Source organism: Glutamicibacter sp. BW80 (assembly GCF_002332385.1).
Taxonomy (GTDB): Bacteria; Actinomycetota; Actinomycetes; order Actinomycetales; family Micrococcaceae; genus Glutamicibacter.
Genome location: NZ_NRGV01000011.1, coordinates 125287 through 141650, shown reverse-complemented (window position 1 = coordinate 141650; position 16364 = coordinate 125287). Strand labels below are relative to the sequence as shown.

Sequence of the window (16364 nt, the reverse complement as noted above, 5' to 3'; positions counted from 1 at the left end):
GATGAAAGATCTGGGCTAGCTGATCGGACCACCGTCCGAGTACATCACCGAATAGTGGGAAATGTCCTTGCCTGTGGAATGCCAGATGGTCAGGCTGGCCACTCCCGGGTCGTAGTTGGTGATTTCGGGGCCGGCACCTTGTTTCACAGAACCTGCCTTGACGCAGACGGCGGTGATGACCATGCCCTCGGGGGCCATGATGGTTGTCGTTGCGCCGCCGGAACCGTTGATATGCCCGGTGTCCCAACTTGGGCATACTGCGCCAGCCGGCGGGGCCGCGCCAGCCGGCGGGGCCGCGCTGGCCGGTGCGACCGCGCCTAGTGCGGAAAGTGCGGTCACTGCGGCCACTGCGAGTAATCGTTTCATTGTTCACTCCTGTATCGGTAGCGAGTTGGTGGCCGTGGACCGAAGGCCCCTGGCCTCTGCGTGCCGGTTGGCGAAGCTCGGAGCGCCTGCCTCGAGGCGTGGCGCAGGAATTCCCTACGCGTTTCCCAACTTCCACTCAGCACGTGACAGGCGGGCAGTGCCACAAGGTGCCCGCGAATACGCAATGAATTGCTAGGCCCTAAGCTAGACGGAAAAATACTCGCTTGGTGCGTATGCCGGACACGTGATTCGCTGCTTTTCTCGGAGAGGGACTACTTGATCATGGTGCGAAGCGAGGTGCGCTGGCCGCCCCGGCACATATGCAGCGCCAGGGAGATGCCGGCCAGCCGCCGCTGTGGTTCGCGTAGCCGGTAGTTGTGCTTGGGATCAGCCGCTTAGCCAGTGAACGGTGCACTCGAATTCGAAGCGGGATGCTGGCGGTCGAAAGCTGTTCGGCGATGGAGCCGAAGTTATCCACAAATTTCGTGTTTGTGATTGCCAAGCTCGGCTTCGGATCAACACTTGAGGTGTCAATAGGACGAAGCCCAGGGAGACTAGTCATGTGCCTGCAATGTGATGGATTTTCAAATGAAGAGGTCGAACTGTAAATCACGAATACGATTCGCATGTATGGCAATGCGGTGCAATTCATCGAAAACCCCGACCCCACTAAGACCTTTGGTTACACCGTTGGACTGACCGCACACGGACACCCGGAATTCTTGGTGCGAGGTTTGGATATGGCGACAACCTGCGGGCTGCTGAATCCATTGGCCCATCGGGTCATTAAAACCGGTGAGATCTTCGGGCACCAGCACACTGCGCACTACCTCGGGCAGCAGCTGCTCTATTTTATGCGCATGCCCGACGCTGGCAGGCACCTGTTGGAAGCCGCTGCGCGGTACGGTTCCGCGATGACGGCATTGGAAATTCGCATCATCGATTCCTGGCCGCCGCCACCTGAAATGTTGGCCGAGGCCGCCCGGAGAGGAAGCGAGGGTGCCGGCTCCAGCATGCCATGGTGGGCTCGACCCTCATCAAACTAACGGGAGTTCGCAGCCCTGTATCCATCGGCGAGCAGGTTCTCTTCGGCGACCTTTTCTGCGTGTGCGGCGCGCAATTTCTGGTGTTCCTGAGAGCGTCGCATCTTCACATAGAAGACTCCGACTGCGAGGAACCATAACGGCGTGGCTAGGAGCGCCATGAGGGTGTCGGCTTGAGTGGTCAAGGCCCAGAGGACGAAAGCGAAAAAGGCCAGCACCATGTAGGGCGCGCCCAACCCTCCGGGCACCTTGAAGTTCGACCGGTCATGAAGCTGTGGCCGACGCTTTCGGAAGGCTAAATAGCTGAACAGGATGATCGACCAGACGAACATGAAACACAGCGCAGAAACGGTGGTGACCAGCGTGAACGCCTGCGCGATGGAATCACCTGCATAGAGCAATACGACTGCGGCCAATAAGAACACGCACGAGAAAAGCAATGCATTGCGTGGAACCTGGGATTTGGAAAGACTGCCGAAGCGCTTCGGTGCGTCTCCTGCCTTCGCTAGTGAATACACCATGCGGGACGTGGAATAGATCCCTGAATTCGCGCTGGACGCGGCAGCGGTGAGCACCACGAAATTCACCACGCCAGCGGCCCCGGCTAGGCCTGCGAGGGCGAACATCCCCACGAAGGGGGAGGCCTCGGCGGAGAACCTTGTCCATGGGGTGACCGACATCAGCACGGCCAAGGCACCGACGTAAAACAGGATGACACGCAGCGGGATCGAATTGATGGCCCGTGGGAGGTTGATTTCCGGATCCTTGGTTTCCGCTGCGGCGGTTCCCACGAGTTCGATTCCGACGAAAGCGAAGACCGCAATCTGAAATCCTGCAACAAAACCCATGGTTCCGTGTGGGAACATCCCGCCATGCGACCACAGGTGCGTAAATGATGCGGTGTCGCCAGTCGAGGAGGTAAAGCCTGTAACAATCATGACAAGCCCCACAACGATCAACGCCAGAATCGCGATGATCTTGACCAGCGAGAACCAGAATTCGGTTTCGCCAAAGGCCTTCACGCTGGGCAAGTTCAGTCCCACGAGCAGCAGAATGCAGATGAGCGCAGGGATCCACAGCGGCAGATCAGACCACCAGAAGGCTATGTATTGTGCGATCGCGACCACATCGGCGATCCCGGTCGCCACCCAGCAGAACCAGTAGGTCCATCCGGTGAAGAACGCCGTCCAAGGCCCGAGCAGGTCCCCGGCGAAGTCAGAAAAGGTCTTATATTCCAGATTGCTCAGCAGGATCTCGCCCATGGCGCGCATGACGAAGAACAGCATGAATCCAATGATCATATAGACAAAGATGACCGAGGGCCCCGCTGCGGAGATAGTTTTCCCCGACCCCATGAAAAGCCCTGTGCCGATCGCGCCGCTGATGGCCAGTAGTTGAATGTGGCGGCTTGAAAGACCGCGTTCGAGCGTCTCGCCGTTTTCGTTCATGGTGAGTTTCGTCGGCTGCTGTGCCACGCGGTGCTTCTTTCGTGAGCTGCTCTCCCGTGCAGAGAGGAACGTATTTGGGGGACTGAAAATAGCCCGCAGGGAAAAGGTTAATTGGTCTGACCACAGCAAGTGATATTCGGCGTCATATTTGGGCGGTGTTGCAAGTAATACTTGCGGATGAGTGTCGGTGGAAGGCCGGCCAAAAAAGTGAGTAGGCTTGTATTTATGGCTTTCCGAAATCGTCGCGCTGCGGCTCTCCCAGCAAAATTATCCCGTTCGTGGCTTCTGGTTAACGCCGCCAAAGAAGAAGACTTCGGACCCGGCCTAGCTTGCGAAGCGGACTCGGTAATTTTCGACATGGAAGCAGCCGTTCCGGACGACAAAAAAGCCTTTGCCCGCGACAACGTGGTGCGCGCTCTATCCAACGGCATGACCGCCTGGGTGCGCGTGAACGGCACCGACACGGACTTCTGGGCCGATGATCTAGCTGCTCTCGCGGAAACTCCAGGCCTACGAGGTGTCATGCTGGCCATGACCGAAAAACCCGAGCAGGTCACCTACACCGCGATGCGCCTGCGCGCAGGCACACCGGTGCTCGCGCTGATCGAAACGGCCGTAGGCATCGAAAACGCCACGAACATTGCCTCGGCTCCGGGCACCTTCCGACTGGCCTTCGGCGTGAACGATTTCCGCAAGGACACCGGCGTTTCCGATGATCCGCTTGCCTTGGCTTATGCCCGAGGAAAGCTGGTCATTGCCTCCCGTGTGGGTAAGCTGCCCGGTGCAATCGACGGCCCGCCACCTGCCGGTGCGGACGCCGCGAAGGTCACTGAAGATACCCTGGTGACCGCATCGATGGGCATGACCGGAAAACTCTCGCTGTCCCCGGATCATGTCGATGGCATCAATGCCGCGCTGGCCCCAAGCGAAGACGAGCTGTCTTGGGCCATGGAACTGCTCGAAGCCCACGCGGCCGGTGCCTCGGTGGGCGATGGCTCCTACCTGCCGCGACTGGCTCGCGCACAGAAGATCGCGGACCTGGCCGACTCCTACGGCCTGTGGAACGCATAGTCTCCACCTACTGATCAAACGCATTTGGCTGGTCCCGCAACGGTGGGGCCAGCCATTTGCGTATGCGTTGAGCAGCTAAAAAAGACTGCCGCCGCATTGGCCCTTTCGGGCCGATGCGGCGGCAGTCCTCGTAGTGCGCGGTGCGGTTGCCTAGCGCCGGGGCTCCGGACCATCCTGAACTTCGTGTGCTCCGCGATGGTGCGAGGAGCCAACCACGTTGCCGGCCTTCCACTCGGCCCAGCCTGGGCGATGAGCCATGAAGTCCTCGATCTGGTCCTTGTTGGCTTCCAGCTTCGGGTCATTCTTCAGGTACCAGCGGGTTTCGCGGGCCACCATGCCGGAGAGGATCAGCAGGCCGATGAGGTTTGGCAGCGCCATGAGGCCGTTCATCATATCGGAGAAGTTCCAGACGGCGGTCAGCTCGGTGGTGCAGCCCACGTAGACGACCAGCGAGAAGATCACGCGGAATGGCATGACGCCCTTGCGGCCGATGAGGCGCTCGATGTTGCGCTCACCGTAGTAGCACCAGCCCAAGATGGTGGAGAAGGCGAACATGACCAAGCCGAGGGTCACGATCCAGTGGCCCCATTCGCCCGGCAGGCCGTTGGTGAATGCTTCACCGGTCATCAGCGAGGCGGCGATTTGTTCGCCGGTTGCCTCATCGATCAGCTTCCAGGTGCCGGTGGTGATGATGACCAGGCCGGTGCAGGTGACCACGATGATCGTGTCGATAAAGGTCTGGGTCATGGAAACCAGGCCCTGGCGAACCGGGTGCGTGGTCTGCGCCGCGGCTGCGGCGATTGCTGCCGAGCCCATGCCGGATTCGTTGGAGAAGATGCCGCGAGCCACACCGAACTGGATGGCGATGATGATGGCCGAACCGACGAATCCGCCGACCGCCGAAGAGCCGGTGAAGGCGTCGGTGAAGATCTGGCCGAAGGCAGCTGGGATGCCGCTGACGTTGGAGATCAAGATGAAGATCGCTGCGGCCACGTAGAACACGATCATGACCGGAACGAATGCCGCGGTGACCCTGCCGATGGACTTGATGCCGCCGACCAGAACTGCGATCGACAGGATTGTGAGAACCACGCCGGTGACCCATGGGATCACGTTGAAGGAGTTCTCCAAGTTGGCTGCAATCGAGTTGCCCTGGGTCATATTTCCGATGCCGAAGCTGGCTAGGGTCGCCGCAACTGCGAAGAAGAGCGCCAGGAACTTGCCGAATGGCCCCTTGATGCCGCGTTCCAGGTAGTTCTGCGGACCGCCGGACTTTTCACCAGCCGTGTCGGTGCCGCGGAATCGGACACCCAAGTAGGCTTCGGTGTACTTCGAAGCCATGCCGAGCAGGCCGGTGACCCACATCCAGAACAACGCACCGGGGCCACCGATGCCGATGGCCGTGGCAACGCCGACGATGTTGCCCGTACCGACTGTGGCTGCCAGTGCGGTGGTGAGCGCCTGGAACTGCGAGACGTCGCCATCGGCGCCCGGGTCCTTGCGTCTGAAAATTCCTAGCCTGAGCGCCGGGATGAGTTTGATGAACTGCAATCCGCCGAGGCGAATGGTGAGGTAGAGACCGGTGCCCAAGAGCAACGGGATGAGGACAAACGGTCCCCAAATGACCGAGGAGATATCTCCGAAGAGCGTTCCCAATGAGTCCATGAGTTCTAGATCCTTCGATGCGAGTGAGAAGCGATGATGACTGCCATCGTAGGTGACATTCCCAGTCATCCTACGTGATGGTGAGAGTCAAGTCACAAACACTGATTCGTGTCGCAAGCGAGGTTGAGGCGGTTCCCCGAGCCGGTGGATGCGGCTCGGGAAACTGGAAGCCAGAAAGTCCTAGGCTGAGGTGAACTTGACCGCCGAGGTGCCGAGCCCCTCGATGCTCGTTTCCAAGATGTCACCGGCCTTGAGCCATGGGCGTCGCCCATGTTCGTCGCGGCGTCCCAAGGCAACGCCTGCCGGGGTGCCGGTGAGGATTAGGTCCCCGGGGTGCAACTCGTTGATCACCGACAGGTAGGAGACGAGCTCGGCCGCGGAGAACACCAGATCATCGGTCGAGTCTTCCTGGACTACCGCGCCGTTGACCTTCGTGGTGATTTTCGCGCCGGGGATGAACTCTTCGGAGGTGACCAACCACGGGCCCACCGGAGTCGACTTGTCCCAGGCTTTGCCCTGCAGCCATTCGGTGGTTCGCCCCTGGAAGCCGCGCATGGAGACATCGTTGGAGACCGCGTAGCCGGCGATATGATTCTGCGCATCCTCGATCGAGATCCGGCGTCCCGGTTTGCCGATGACGATGGCCAGCTCACCCTCATAGTCCATCCGGTAATCTTCGGCAGGAATTTCAACGGCGTCATTTGCCCCGCAGAGCGTGGAAGCGAACTTCGCAAAGACCGTGGGGAACTCTGGTTCTTCCGCTCCCACCTCGGCGATGTGGTTGCGGTAGTTCAGCCCAATGCAGTACACCTTTGCGGGGGTTGGGATCAGCGCGGCATAGTCTGCCTCGCCTTCGGCGATCGAATCGCCTACCAGCGCCCGGGCGACGACTTCTTGCTGCGTTGCATGATCGAGGCGCAAGAATTTTTGAACGTTGGCGAGATTTTCCAGATAGTAAAGACGGCCCTCTTCGATGACGGCCGCTGTTGTCAGGCCCGGTTCGGTGGTCAGTCGCACGGTAGCTAGTTTCATGTTCCTATCTCACTACATCCGCACCGTCTTGGCTAGCCTGTTGCGGGGGCTAAGTAGGCCAAAACGACACTCATATCCAGCCAAGTCAAGCAAAGGTTTATCAAAATGATACCAAGGCAGTGGCGCAGCTCCACGTAAACTTGGGAGAAAAGCTGAGTCGAGGAACCCCCTCCAACCCAGTGGTTGAAACGAAACTAAAGTGAAGCAGGTCTTAATGTGGGTGACTTTTTCGGCGAGCGATATCGCCAAATTCTATTCGCCTCTTGGCAGCATTTGTGGTTGGTAGCCCAGTGCCTTGTCCTGGCGACGATCATAGCCGTGCTGATCGCCGTGTTGGTCTATCGCAGTAAATCTTTATCCGGAGTGGCCAACGGAATCAGCGCCATCGGGCTGACAATCCCGTCATTCGCATTGATCGGCCTGCTGATTGTGCCTTTCGGGTTCGGCGTCCTGCCGGCGGTGATCGTGGTGACATTCTTCGCCGCGCTTCCGATCCTGCGAAATGCCATTGTGGGGCTGAACAACATCGAGCCCACCATCGTCGAATCGGCGAAGGGCATCGGGATGAGCCGCATGAAAACGCTGATCTCCGTTGAACTGCCGATGGCCTGGCCGGTGATTCTCACCGGTGTGCGCATCTCGGCGCAGATGGTGATGGGCGTGGCAGCCGTGGTGTCCTATGCGCTGGGCCCAGGGCTTGGCGGCTTCATCTTCTCCGGCCTTTCCCGGCTAGGTGGCGCGAACTCCCTTGAATCCGTCATCACCGGCGTGGTCGGGGTCGTCATTCTGGCGCTCATTCTTGATTTGATCTTGCTCGGCATTGGCCGACTGACTACCCCGCGAGGTATCCGTGTCTGAAAATAAAGTAGAAACCAGTACCGAAAATAGCGTCACCGGGGCATCGATCATGCTTCAGGATGTCACCAAGACCTACCCGGGACAGAAGAAATCCGCCGTCGGTGGGCTCACCCTTGAGATTCCCGCCGGTTCGATCGTGATGTTTGTCGGCCCTTCGGGCTGCGGCAAAACTACGACGCTGAAAATGATCAACCGGTTGATCGAGCCGACCTCCGGCGAGATCGTGATCAACGGCGAAGACGTCACCGACATGGATGGCGATGAGCTGCGTCGCCGCATCGGATATGTCATTCAGGCCGGAGGCCTGTTTCCGCATATGACCGTGGCGACAAATATCGCGATGGTGCCGAAGATGCTTGGCTGGTCCAAGGAGAAGATTGCCGCGCGCGTAGACGAGCTGCTCGAGTTGGTCTCACTGGACCCGGAGCTGTACCGCAACCGCTTCCCGAAGGAGCTCTCCGGCGGCCAGCAGCAACGCGTGGGCGTGGCCCGTGCACTAGCCGCTGATCCTCCGGTCTTGCTGATGGACGAGCCCTTCGGCGCGGTCGACCCGATTACCCGTCAGCGTCTGCAAGATGAGCTGCTCAACATTCAGTCGGAAGTCCAGAAGACCATCGTTTGCGTGACCCACGACTTCGACGAAGCCGTGAAGCTGGGGGACTGGATCGCGATCTTCAATGAAGGCGCACAGCTGGAGCAGTACGATTCCCCGGAGCGCATCCTGGCCAACCCTGCCAGCGAATTCGTGGAAAACTTCATTGGCTCCGGTGCCGGCTTGAAGCAGCTGACGCTGACCCGCGTGCACGAGGTGGAACTGTCCGAAGCCATCACCACTACCGCGGGGAAGAACGCTTCCGAAGTGCTTTCGCAGCTGCAAGGCGCCGGACGGAAGTATGCGGTGGTCCTGGATTCGCGCGGCCGCCCGTTGCGCCGGCTCACCCGGCGCCAGCTCTCCCGTGCGGAGTTTATCGATGGCACCTATGATCAGAATCTGCCGGTTGTCGGCGAGCAGGCGACCTTGAATGATGCGCTGGACACCATGCTGGTGGCCAGCACCGAATCCGCGTTGGTGACCGGGCGTCGCGATGTGCTTCGAGGCATCATCACGGTGCAGACGGTGATGGAAGCGATCTCTGCGAGCAACGCCAACCTGGATGATGACCATGACGCACCGGTAGGCTTGAACTCCGGCGCCATCAACGTGGCAGACATCCAGATGGACCGCGGAGAATCCGGCGGTGAATCTTCATGAATGCGGAGAGACGAGGGCTGATCTACCAGCTCCTTGGCATCGCGGCGGCCTTCGCCATCCTGGTGATCTGGTTGGTCACCGCGAACCTCACGGAAACCGAACGGCAGACGCTGGATCCGGCTACCATTTGGGGCTATACGCTGGATCACCTGAAAATCACGGTCATCTCAGCGGTGATCGTGCTGATTATTGCGATTCCCCTGGGCATCATCTTGACCCGTCCAGCGTTTCGCAAGGCAGCCCCCGGGGTGCGCGCCGTTGCCAACTTCGGCCAGGCGGCCCCGGCCATCGGCGTGGTCGTGCTGCTGGCGTTCTGGCTTGGATTCGGGCCGAATACGGCCATCGTGTCCTTGGTGATCTATGCGATCCTTCCTGTCCTTTCAAATACCATTGTGGGCTTGCAGCAGGTCGATGAACGGCTGGTGGAAGCCGGTCGCGGCATCGGTATGAGCCAGATGGCGGTCTTGTTCAAGGTAGAGCTTCCGCTCGCGGTCCCGGTGATGCTCTCCGGTATCCGCACCGCCTTGGTGCTGCTGGTAGGAACCGCCACCTTGGCCACCTTCATTAACGGTGGCGGATTGGGAATTCTGATTACCACCGGGGTCAACCTGAATCTGAACGTGGTGCTGATTGCAGGTTCGCTGCTGGTGGCCTTGCTGGCATTGACCATCGACTGGCTTGGACGAGTCGTGGAACAGGTCGCCCGACCGAAAGGACTCTCGTGAATCGGAAATTGAAACTTGGAGCCCTATCATTCGCGGCCCTTTTAGGCCTGACAGGCTGCGGGCTGAGTCCCTCCACTGGCACGGTGCCCGATGCCAGTCCGGGAATCATTGAAGAAATTCCAGATCTGGCCAATGACGCCAAGGCCACTGTCACCTCGAAGGCATTCACCGAGCAATTGATCTTGGGAAAAATCACGGTGATTGCCTTGGATGTTGCCGGTTATGATGTCACGGATCTGACAAATGTGCCCGGCTCCCAACCGGCACGCGAGCTGTTGCTCTCCGGGGACGCCAGCGCGCTGTGGGAATACACGGGTACCGCATGGCTGACCTATCTGGGCTATGAAGAACCGGTAGCCGGTGCCGAAGAACAGTGGGAAGCGGTGCGCGAGGAAGATGTGGCCAACGGCATCGTCTGGGGAGAACCGGCGCCGCTGAATAACACCTACGCCATGGCCATGAACCGGAAAGTGGCTGATCGCTTGGGCATCACCAAGCTATCGGAAATGTCCAAACTTGATTCGGAAGAGCTGACCTTCTGTGTCGACCCGGAGTTCAACTCGCGCCGGGATGGGTTGACCCCGATGCTCGAGCACTACGGGATCGACCGCGGCAGCCAAGTCAAGGAAGAGAACATCGGTTTGTACGACGTAGGTGCCATCTACCAGGCAACCGCCGAGGGCGCTTGCAACTTCGGCGAGGTGTTCACAACCGACGGCCGCATCAGGGCGCTGGATCTAACGGTGCTAGAGGACGACAAGCAGTACTTCCCGAGCTATAACGCGGCCCCAGCATTCAATGCCGAATTCTTGCAGGAAAATCCCGGCGTCAAAGACGTGATGGCGCAGATTGCGCCAATGCTGACCGATGAGGTGCTGCTGGAGCTGAACTATCAGGTGGACGTTGAAGGGCGCGAGCCCGCCGATGTCGCCTATGAATGGATGCTGAACGAAGGTCTAATTAGCGCACCTTAGTAAAGCAACCCACGTGATGGCCGTTTCAGGGACTAGGTTCCTTGGAGCGGCCATTCGCGGTTAATAACCCAGGCAAAAACTTGCGCAGTGTTCACCTGCCGTTTGTTCGCCTGGTGGTCTTGCGCCGAAATACTGGATTGGTTAGCGTCCGAGGGCGCAGAATGGTTGTAGCAGTCCGGACGATTTCTAGGAACCGTCGCGGGTGCCGAACTTGCCGTCGACTTCGTCGGCAGACTTGGTGACTTCGGCGGTAGTGGGGGACTCTTCCTGCCAGATCTCTTCGAGATCCGCTGCTAGTTCGGCTTCCTGCGCTTTTTTATTAGGTGCGTTCGGATCACTGGTCATGCGCCCAGTCTAGCCAGAATTACTCGGATCGGAGAAGCCTGAGCAGAAAAATTTTTGAAATTAAATTACTAGTCAGGAGCGAAATGGCACACCCGCTTCGAAATCGAGGAAAAGTTTATTGCGCGATATGGTTGACGCTTCAACTTAACTAGTGCAATACTTGTATCAGCAAAACAAATTGAAACGTCAACTACAGTGTTGGCGATGACGACAAGGAACTGAAAATGACTGTATCTGCAACTTCACCACTGACCGTCGGCGCCTGGACCCTGGACGCTTCGCACTCGGAAATCGGATTCTCGGTTCGCCACGCAGGTGTTTCCAAGGTCCGCGGCAGCTTCCAGGAATTCGAGGCAACCTTGAATGTTGGCCAGAGCCTGGAAGAGTCCTCGATCGAAGCCACCGTTCAGATCGCGTCGGTCAACACCAAGGATGCAAACCGCGACGGCCACCTGACCAGCGCCGACTTCTTCAATGCCGAGGAATTCCCGGTCATGACCTTCAAGTCCACCGGCACCAAGGGCGACGCCGAGGACTTCGTTCTCGTCGGCGACCTGACCATCCGCGGCGTCACCAAGCAGGTTGAATTCGCAGCAGAGCTCGGCGGCCAGGTGGTAGACGCCTTCGGCGCAACCCGTGCAGGCTTCTTCGCCTCCACCACCATCTCCCGCAAGGAATTCGGCATCACCTGGAACGCGGCTCTCGAAGCAGGCGGCGTGCTGGTCAGCGACAAGGTCAAGATCGAAATCGACGCTTCTTTCGTCCTGCCAACCGCAGAATAAGCTCCCGAAGCCATCTATGGGGGATGGTGCAGGGCCGATACAGACAGAGACCTGACGATGCGCGAAAGCGCTTCGCCAGGTCTCTGTCGTTAACCGTGCTAGGCGGACGGTACGCAGCGATTACGAGAATTCGGAGTACATGGCATCGGTTCCGGCAAAGGTGACCGCCATGACGATCATCAAAATTATGTAGAGCAACCCGATAATTCCGAATATGGTCCCGATCCAGCCAGTCACCTTGCCGACCGTGGCGTCGGTGTTGAATTCCCGTTCGGCCCTTTTGGCCTTGGAAATGGCGATTGGCCCCAAGATGATGCCTACGACGAATAGCGAAATGATGCCCAAGATCATCGAAGTCTGCGCCAACTGGGAGCCCTGGGCATGCTGCTGCGGATAAGCGTACCCGGGGTAGCCCGGTGCGGCACCAAATTGCTGGTTCTGGCCTGGGCTCTGGTACGGGTACTGCGGCTGCTGGCCGGGATTTCCTGAGGTGTAGGGATTATTAGGTTCGTTATTCGGAGTGCTCATGAGGGGCCCTTATTTCTTTGAGAGGAAATGGTGGTCTTGTTTCTGCAGTCTTCATTGCTCTGACATACCTGAGCCGTAAATCGAGAACGGAAGTATGAAGAGGACCAAGAGGAAATATCCAACGACCGCTAGCAGCTGCAGTGCTCCCAGGATCAAGCCGATCATCCCAGTGACTTTACCGACGGTAGCTTGAACACCATAGGCACGTTCGGCTTCGTTTCCTTTGATAATGGCGATCGGGCCGAGGATCACGCCCACGACAAAAAGCGAGAGAATTCCGAGAATCATTGAAGTTTGCGACAAGGCAACGCCGGGATGCGGCGGCGGGTAGTGTCCGTTGAACTCGGTAGCAGGATCTTGATAACTGGGCTGCGGCCCGTACTGCGGCTGTGACATTTTGCCTCTGCCTCCTAGGTAGTGCACTTCTAATGCTAAGCCCGCGTCATGCATTAACGCACTCTGGTGGTGAATTTCTATACTTAGAGATCATGACTTGGGCTTCGTTCTTGGCATACCTCGGCGTATGCGTAATGGTCACTCTCTCACCAGGGCCAGATACTTTCTTGGTCCTGCGCTTTTCTCTGGTGCGCCAGCTCCACGGTGTCGTCGCGGCGCTCGGCATGGTGACAGCAATTTTCGCCTGGGCCACGCTGGCCGGTGCTGGTGCCGCATCGTTGATGCAGCGCTACCCCGTCATCGAAGCGATCATTGCGATTCTTGGCGGTCTGTACCTGATGTACTTGGGGCTATCCGGATTCTTGAAATCTCGCGCCGTCGCCAAAGCCGATAGCGCCATTGCGCGCACTGAAACGCGAGCCGGCGCTCGCATGCGGGGTCAAACGTTGCGCCGTTCTTTTGTTGCTGGTGTGCTTTCGGCAGCTCTGAATCCGAAATTAGGATTGTTGTTTCTGGCGATGATGCCAAGCTTTATCCCCAAGGAATCGAGTACCCTGCTGTGGGGAATGGGCTTGGGCGCAATATTTGCGGCGGTTGGATTCCTGTATTTATTGATCTTGAGCGCGGTGGCATCCAAAGCGATGCAGTGGTTCAAGAAGCCAGAAATCACCCTTCGCTTGGAATGGACTGCCTGTGCAGCGCTTTTCCTCATGGGCATTGGAGTGCTGCTGAGCACTTTCCTCTAAGCGAGTTGCCTTGCTAGCCAGCGCGCATGCAGCCAGGTCGCTGAGACAGCCAGGACGATACTGAGCCAAAAGCCGATACCGAATATGCGCGAAAAGTTTCCCTGCTCAGCGAGGTCAGCCGTGAGATAGGTAGTCGCCGAGGCCCCGAAAAACAGCGAGAAGACAAACAGCGAAACAGTCGTGGCCCGCGCTTGCGGTGCTACTTCGGTGGCCCAACCTTGCATGGACGAATGCATGACCGCGTTGGCCACCCCGAGCAGGAACGCGGTACTGGTGAATGCCGCAGGCGAGGGGGCGAAAGCCGAAGGGGCGAAACTCGCCCAAAGCACTGCGCCACCGATGCCGATGAGCCAGGTACGGGAAAACCTCGACATGAGCTGACGCATGAGCCGCGCACCGAAAATCACGCCAACCGCGAATCCGCAACCAAGCAGGCCCGAGATCCAGATGCCCACGCCAGCATCTTGCAAGGCGGGAACTACATAGGCAAGCAGCCCCAGTAATAGCCCGCCTTCGAGGAATACCACCGCGTACAGAAGTATATTATCTGCGCCGAAGGCCGCCTTGAAGTTCCGAGCGGTGGCTTCCTGCAACGGTTCGGCCACCCGGCGCAGGGTCACTAGCGCCGCTATTGCGCCTGCGGCCGGAAGGAGGAACACCAAACGCCAATCCACGAACGTGGCAAGCGCGCCGGCGACGAGCGTGGCCAAGGTAGTACCCAACGAAGAATAAATTTGCAGATCTGACAGACCACGGGCCTTAGCCAAGCCAGCACGGGTATCACCGAGCAGGGTGAGCAGGGTCGGATACAGCGCACCGAACATGAAACCCGTACATGACCGGGCGATCAATAGGGGGAGGAACCCAGTGAATGCGCTGCTGGCAATCGCGCCAAGCACCACTCCGAACAGCGCGCACCGCAATACGGTGAGTCGCCCAAACCTATCGCTGGCCATTCCCCATAGCGGTTGCCCCAAGGCGTAAAGCAATGAATACCCCGCCACGAGTTCGACGGCTTGAGACAGCGTAAGCGCAGTCGCCAGCGATAGCGCCAGAAACATTGGCGGGGTGGCATAACGATCGAAAAATGACAGGAAACCAACGAAACGCAGGGCAGAGTCGGGCAACTGCGTGGCTGCTGCGGCCGGTGGTTTGCTCAAAGTTATTTCCTATCTTCAGCCCGATTTCTATAACTACCCTATGTAACCAGAGATGCGCCGTACTCCTCGCCGGTATGACCTAGTGCGGCCGGACGGCAAAGCGAAGCCAGGAACTAGGCGCCGAGCAATTCATTGTCCGATGCTGAGTCCGGGCAGAGGTCCATGGTGCCGCACCGGTGAGGACCCGCCGGACATGAATTGGTCGAACTGAAATCGCGGTCCGGTACCGCTGGCCGTCCGGCGTATCGCTATTGCCGGAAGTAGCACTGGAACTATTTGCAGACTTTAGTGGTTTTTAATGTTCTTTTGTGTATACACTAATTAGGAATCAACGTTCAGACGTCGAATTCGACTCCGCTTCGTGTGGTCTTCACGCGGTCGGAACTGCTGAATTCAAGAATTCCGAAAGGTCACCAGATATGACTACTCCAGTCCAGGGAAAATCCACTAACGTTGCAGACGTTATCGTCGTCGGCGGAGGCAACGCGGCCTTCACCGCCGCACACGCTGCGGTCACGCGCGGCCGCAAGGTCCTGCTGTTGGAAAAAGCTCCGAAGGATCAGTTCGGCGGAAACAGCTACTACACCGCCGGCGCCACCCGAATCGCGCATAACGGTCTGGAAGACCTGCAGGACTTCATCGAATTCGACGAGCGCCACAAGCTCTCCGAGGTTCCTCCCTACTCCGCGGAAGACTACGCGGGCGACATGGCGAAGGTCACCGAGGGGCGCAATGACAAGGAACTGACCGAGGTTCTTGTCACCGAAGCAGCACCGGGCTTGCGTTGGCTGAAGTCCCTGGGGCTGAAGTACCGCCTGATGTACGAGCGCCAAGCGTACTCCCGCGAAGATGGCACCTTCCTCTTCTGGGGCGGGCTGCATGTCGGAAACGTGGACGGCGGCGAAGGGTTGATGAAGGATCACCTTGCGGTGGCCGAAAAGCTTGGCACCGAGGTCCGCTTCGAGCAGGACGTCTTCGCGCTGATCGTTGAAGACGGCACGGTCAAGGGTGTCAAGGTCCGCCAGAGCGACGGCAGCGTGCAGGAACTGCGCGCCGAGTCGGTCGTCCTGGGCGCCGGTGGCTTCGAAGCCAACCCTGAGCTGCGCAAGGAGCACTTGGGTGAGGGCTGGGAGAACGCGAAGGTCCGCGGCACCCCATACAACCACGGTGCAATGATCCAGGCAGGACTGGAGATCGGCATTGCCAAGGGCGGCGACTGGAGCACCTGCCACTCGGTGCAGTGGGACGCATTCACCGCGAAGAACGAATCGAACCGCGAACTGACCAACCGCCTGACCCGCCAGTCCTACCCGCTGGGAATCATCGTCAACAACCTTGGCGCGCGCTTCCTCGACGAAGGTGCGGACTTCCGCAACCTGACCTACGCCAAGTACGGCCGCGAAATCTTGAAGCAGCCGGATTCTGTCGCCTACCAGATCTTCGATGCAAACTTGCGTCCGATGCTGCGCAGTGAAGAATACGAGATGCCTGGCATCTCCGAAGTCGTTGCCGATACCGTCGAGGAACTGGCCGAGAAGATCAACGTCGACGCCGCCTCGCTGGCCAAGACCATCACCGAATACAACGGTGCCATCGACACCAGCATCCCGTTCGATCCGAACGTGCTGGATGGCCGCGCCTCGAAGGTCACTCCGGTGAAGAGCAACTGGGCCACCCCGTTGGCCACCGGTCCGTTCTACGCCTACCCGGTCACCTGCGGCATCACCTTCACCTTCGGTGGGCTCAAGGGCGACACCGAGGGCCGCGCGCTGAACGAAGAAGGCCAGCCGGTACCCGGCCTGTTCGTCTGCGGCGAGATGCTCGGTGGACTGTTCTCGGCGAACTACCCAGGTGGTTCGGGTCTTGCCGCCGGTGTCGTGTTTGGCCGCCGAGCCGGTAATCTGGCCTAAGGCAAGGTGCAGTTCCCTCGTACGCGGCACCGCGTGCGAGGGAACTGCAGATCACTACTGTTG

18 protein-coding genes are annotated in these 16364 nt (G+C 58.8%); 9 read left to right on the top strand and 9 right to left on the bottom strand.

Annotated elements, in window-relative coordinates:
- Window positions 1-15: 15 nt before the first annotated feature.
- The gene (locus tag CIK76_RS02410) at window positions 16-366 is read right to left on the bottom strand and encodes a hypothetical protein (RefSeq protein WP_141393440.1); all 351 of its coding nucleotides are present in this window, start codon (window positions 364-366) and stop codon (window positions 16-18) included.
- 280 nt (window positions 367-646) lie between these two features.
- Window positions 647-868 (bottom strand): hypothetical protein, encoded by a 222-nt coding sequence (locus CIK76_RS18965; protein ID WP_141393439.1) that lies wholly within the window; start codon window positions 866-868, stop codon window positions 647-649.
- A gap of 124 nt (window positions 869-992) precedes the next feature.
- Between CIK76_RS18965 and CIK76_RS02405 the strand changes: the two genes are divergently transcribed.
- Entirely contained in the window at window positions 993-1412 is a 420-nt protein-coding gene (locus CIK76_RS02405) for a DUF4262 domain-containing protein (RefSeq protein WP_096283201.1), read from the top strand.
- On the opposite strand, the gene CIK76_RS02400 is transcribed toward CIK76_RS02405, so the two are convergent.
- Entirely contained in the window at window positions 1409-2857 is a 1449-nt protein-coding gene (locus CIK76_RS02400; protein ID WP_096283211.1) for an amino acid permease, read from the bottom strand. The two genes, CIK76_RS02405 and CIK76_RS02400, sit on opposite strands and share 4 nt — an antisense overlap.
- A gap of 225 nt (window positions 2858-3082) precedes the next feature.
- Here CIK76_RS02400 and CIK76_RS02395 point away from each other — a divergent pair, with 225 nt between their 5' ends.
- Window positions 3083-3928 carry a CoA ester lyase gene (locus tag CIK76_RS02395; RefSeq protein ID WP_096283200.1) on the top strand — a complete coding sequence of 282 codons (846 nt, stop codon included), beginning with the start codon at window positions 3083-3085 and terminating at the stop codon, window positions 3926-3928.
- 150 nt (window positions 3929-4078) lie between these two features.
- Here CIK76_RS02395 and CIK76_RS02390 read toward each other — a convergent pair whose 3' ends face one another.
- A complete protein-coding gene (locus CIK76_RS02390; protein ID WP_096283199.1) occupies window positions 4079-5593 on the bottom strand; it encodes a sodium:alanine symporter family protein in 1515 nt (504 codons plus the stop codon).
- A gap of 180 nt (window positions 5594-5773) precedes the next feature.
- A complete protein-coding gene (locus CIK76_RS02385; RefSeq protein ID WP_096283198.1) occupies window positions 5774-6625 on the bottom strand; it encodes a fumarylacetoacetate hydrolase family protein in 852 nt (283 codons plus the stop codon).
- 216 nt (window positions 6626-6841) lie between these two features.
- On the opposite strand from CIK76_RS02385, the gene CIK76_RS02380 reads away from it, so the two are divergent.
- The 4 genes from CIK76_RS02380 to CIK76_RS02365 all read left to right on the top strand — a co-directional run bounded on the left by CIK76_RS02380 (window position 6842) and on the right by CIK76_RS02365 (window position 10434).
- Window positions 6842-7483, top strand: coding sequence for an ABC transporter permease (locus CIK76_RS02380; protein WP_096283197.1), 642 nt, complete (start codon window positions 6842-6844; stop codon window positions 7481-7483).
- Window positions 7476-8735 carry an ABC transporter ATP-binding protein gene (locus CIK76_RS02375; RefSeq protein WP_255248319.1) on the top strand — a complete coding sequence of 420 codons (1260 nt, stop codon included), beginning with the start codon at window positions 7476-7478 and terminating at the stop codon, window positions 8733-8735. The genes CIK76_RS02380 and CIK76_RS02375 overlap by 8 nt, the downstream gene beginning before the upstream one ends.
- A complete protein-coding gene (locus CIK76_RS02370) occupies window positions 8732-9460 on the top strand; it encodes an ABC transporter permease (RefSeq protein ID WP_096283196.1) in 729 nt (242 codons plus the stop codon). The genes CIK76_RS02375 and CIK76_RS02370 overlap by 4 nt, the downstream gene beginning before the upstream one ends.
- A gap of 83 nt (window positions 9461-9543) precedes the next feature.
- The gene (locus CIK76_RS02365) at window positions 9544-10434 is read left to right on the top strand and encodes a glycine betaine ABC transporter substrate-binding protein (RefSeq protein ID WP_343252102.1); all 891 of its coding nucleotides are present in this window, start codon (window positions 9544-9546) and stop codon (window positions 10432-10434) included.
- 186 nt (window positions 10435-10620) lie between these two features.
- On the opposite strand, the gene CIK76_RS19265 is transcribed toward CIK76_RS02365, so the two are convergent.
- Window positions 10621-10779, bottom strand: a complete 159-nt coding sequence (locus CIK76_RS19265; protein ID WP_176484059.1) for a hypothetical protein — start codon at window positions 10777-10779, stop codon at window positions 10621-10623.
- A gap of 224 nt (window positions 10780-11003) precedes the next feature.
- On the opposite strand from CIK76_RS19265, the gene CIK76_RS02360 reads away from it, so the two are divergent.
- Window positions 11004-11561 carry a YceI family protein gene (locus tag CIK76_RS02360; protein WP_096283194.1) on the top strand — a complete coding sequence of 186 codons (558 nt, stop codon included), beginning with the start codon at window positions 11004-11006 and terminating at the stop codon, window positions 11559-11561.
- A 120-nt stretch (window positions 11562-11681) separates the two neighbouring features.
- Here CIK76_RS02360 and CIK76_RS02355 read toward each other — a convergent pair whose 3' ends face one another.
- The gene (locus CIK76_RS02355; protein WP_096283193.1) at window positions 11682-12089 is read right to left on the bottom strand and encodes a DUF4190 domain-containing protein; all 408 of its coding nucleotides are present in this window, start codon (window positions 12087-12089) and stop codon (window positions 11682-11684) included.
- 51 nt (window positions 12090-12140) lie between these two features.
- Window positions 12141-12485 (bottom strand): hypothetical protein, encoded by a 345-nt coding sequence (locus tag CIK76_RS02350; RefSeq protein WP_096283192.1) that lies wholly within the window; start codon window positions 12483-12485, stop codon window positions 12141-12143.
- 32 nt (window positions 12486-12517) lie between these two features.
- On the opposite strand from CIK76_RS02350, the gene CIK76_RS02345 reads away from it, so the two are divergent.
- Complete coding sequence (locus tag CIK76_RS02345) at window positions 12518-13231, top strand: LysE family translocator (protein ID WP_096283191.1); 714 nt, start codon at window positions 12518-12520, stop codon at window positions 13229-13231.
- Here the strand turns inward: CIK76_RS02345 and CIK76_RS02340 are convergent.
- Window positions 13228-14391 (bottom strand): MFS transporter, encoded by a 1164-nt coding sequence (locus tag CIK76_RS02340; RefSeq protein ID WP_255248318.1) that lies wholly within the window; start codon window positions 14389-14391, stop codon window positions 13228-13230. The genes CIK76_RS02345 and CIK76_RS02340 overlap by 4 nt on opposite strands.
- A gap of 419 nt (window positions 14392-14810) precedes the next feature.
- Between CIK76_RS02340 and tcuA the strand changes: the two genes are divergently transcribed.
- Window positions 14811-16301, top strand: coding sequence for an FAD-dependent tricarballylate dehydrogenase TcuA (gene tcuA, locus CIK76_RS02335; RefSeq protein WP_096283190.1), 1491 nt, complete (start codon window positions 14811-14813; stop codon window positions 16299-16301).
- Window positions 16302-16364: the final 63 nt, after the last annotated feature.

What these genes read in the sequence shown, in the direction of transcription:
- CIK76_RS02395 (WP_096283200.1), top strand. Translation starts at nt 3,083, where the DNA reads ATGGCTTTCCGAAATCGTCGCGCTGCGGCTCTCCCAGCAAAATTATCC.
- CIK76_RS02405 (WP_096283201.1), top strand. Translation starts at nt 993, where the DNA reads ATGTATGGCAATGCGGTGCAATTCATCGAAAACCCCGACCCCACTAAG.
- CIK76_RS02350 (WP_096283192.1), bottom strand. Translation starts at nt 12,485, where the DNA reads ATGTCACAGCCGCAGTACGGGCCGCAGCCCAGTTATCAAGATCCTGCT.
- CIK76_RS02355 (WP_096283193.1), bottom strand. Translation starts at nt 12,089, where the DNA reads ATGAGCACTCCGAATAACGAACCTAATAATCCCTACACCTCAGGAAAT.
- CIK76_RS02390 (WP_096283199.1), bottom strand. Translation starts at nt 5,593, where the DNA reads ATGGACTCATTGGGAACGCTCTTCGGAGATATCTCCTCGGTCATTTGG.
- CIK76_RS02345 (WP_096283191.1), top strand. Translation starts at nt 12,518, where the DNA reads ATGCTAAGCCCGCGTCATGCATTAACGCACTCTGGTGGTGAATTTCTA.
- CIK76_RS02370 (WP_096283196.1), top strand. Translation starts at nt 8,732, where the DNA reads ATGAATGCGGAGAGACGAGGGCTGATCTACCAGCTCCTTGGCATCGCG.
- CIK76_RS02385 (WP_096283198.1), bottom strand. Translation starts at nt 6,625, where the DNA reads ATGAAACTAGCTACCGTGCGACTGACCACCGAACCGGGCCTGACAACA.
- tcuA (WP_096283190.1), top strand. Translation starts at nt 14,811, where the DNA reads ATGACTACTCCAGTCCAGGGAAAATCCACTAACGTTGCAGACGTTATC.
- CIK76_RS02360 (WP_096283194.1), top strand. Translation starts at nt 11,004, where the DNA reads ATGACTGTATCTGCAACTTCACCACTGACCGTCGGCGCCTGGACCCTG.
- CIK76_RS02410 (WP_141393440.1), bottom strand. Translation starts at nt 366, where the DNA reads ATGAAACGATTACTCGCAGTGGCCGCAGTGACCGCACTTTCCGCACTA.
- CIK76_RS19265 (WP_176484059.1), bottom strand. Translation starts at nt 10,779, where the DNA reads ATGACCAGTGATCCGAACGCACCTAATAAAAAAGCGCAGGAAGCCGAA.
- CIK76_RS02400 (WP_096283211.1), bottom strand. Translation starts at nt 2,857, where the DNA reads ATGAACGAAAACGGCGAGACGCTCGAACGCGGTCTTTCAAGCCGCCAC.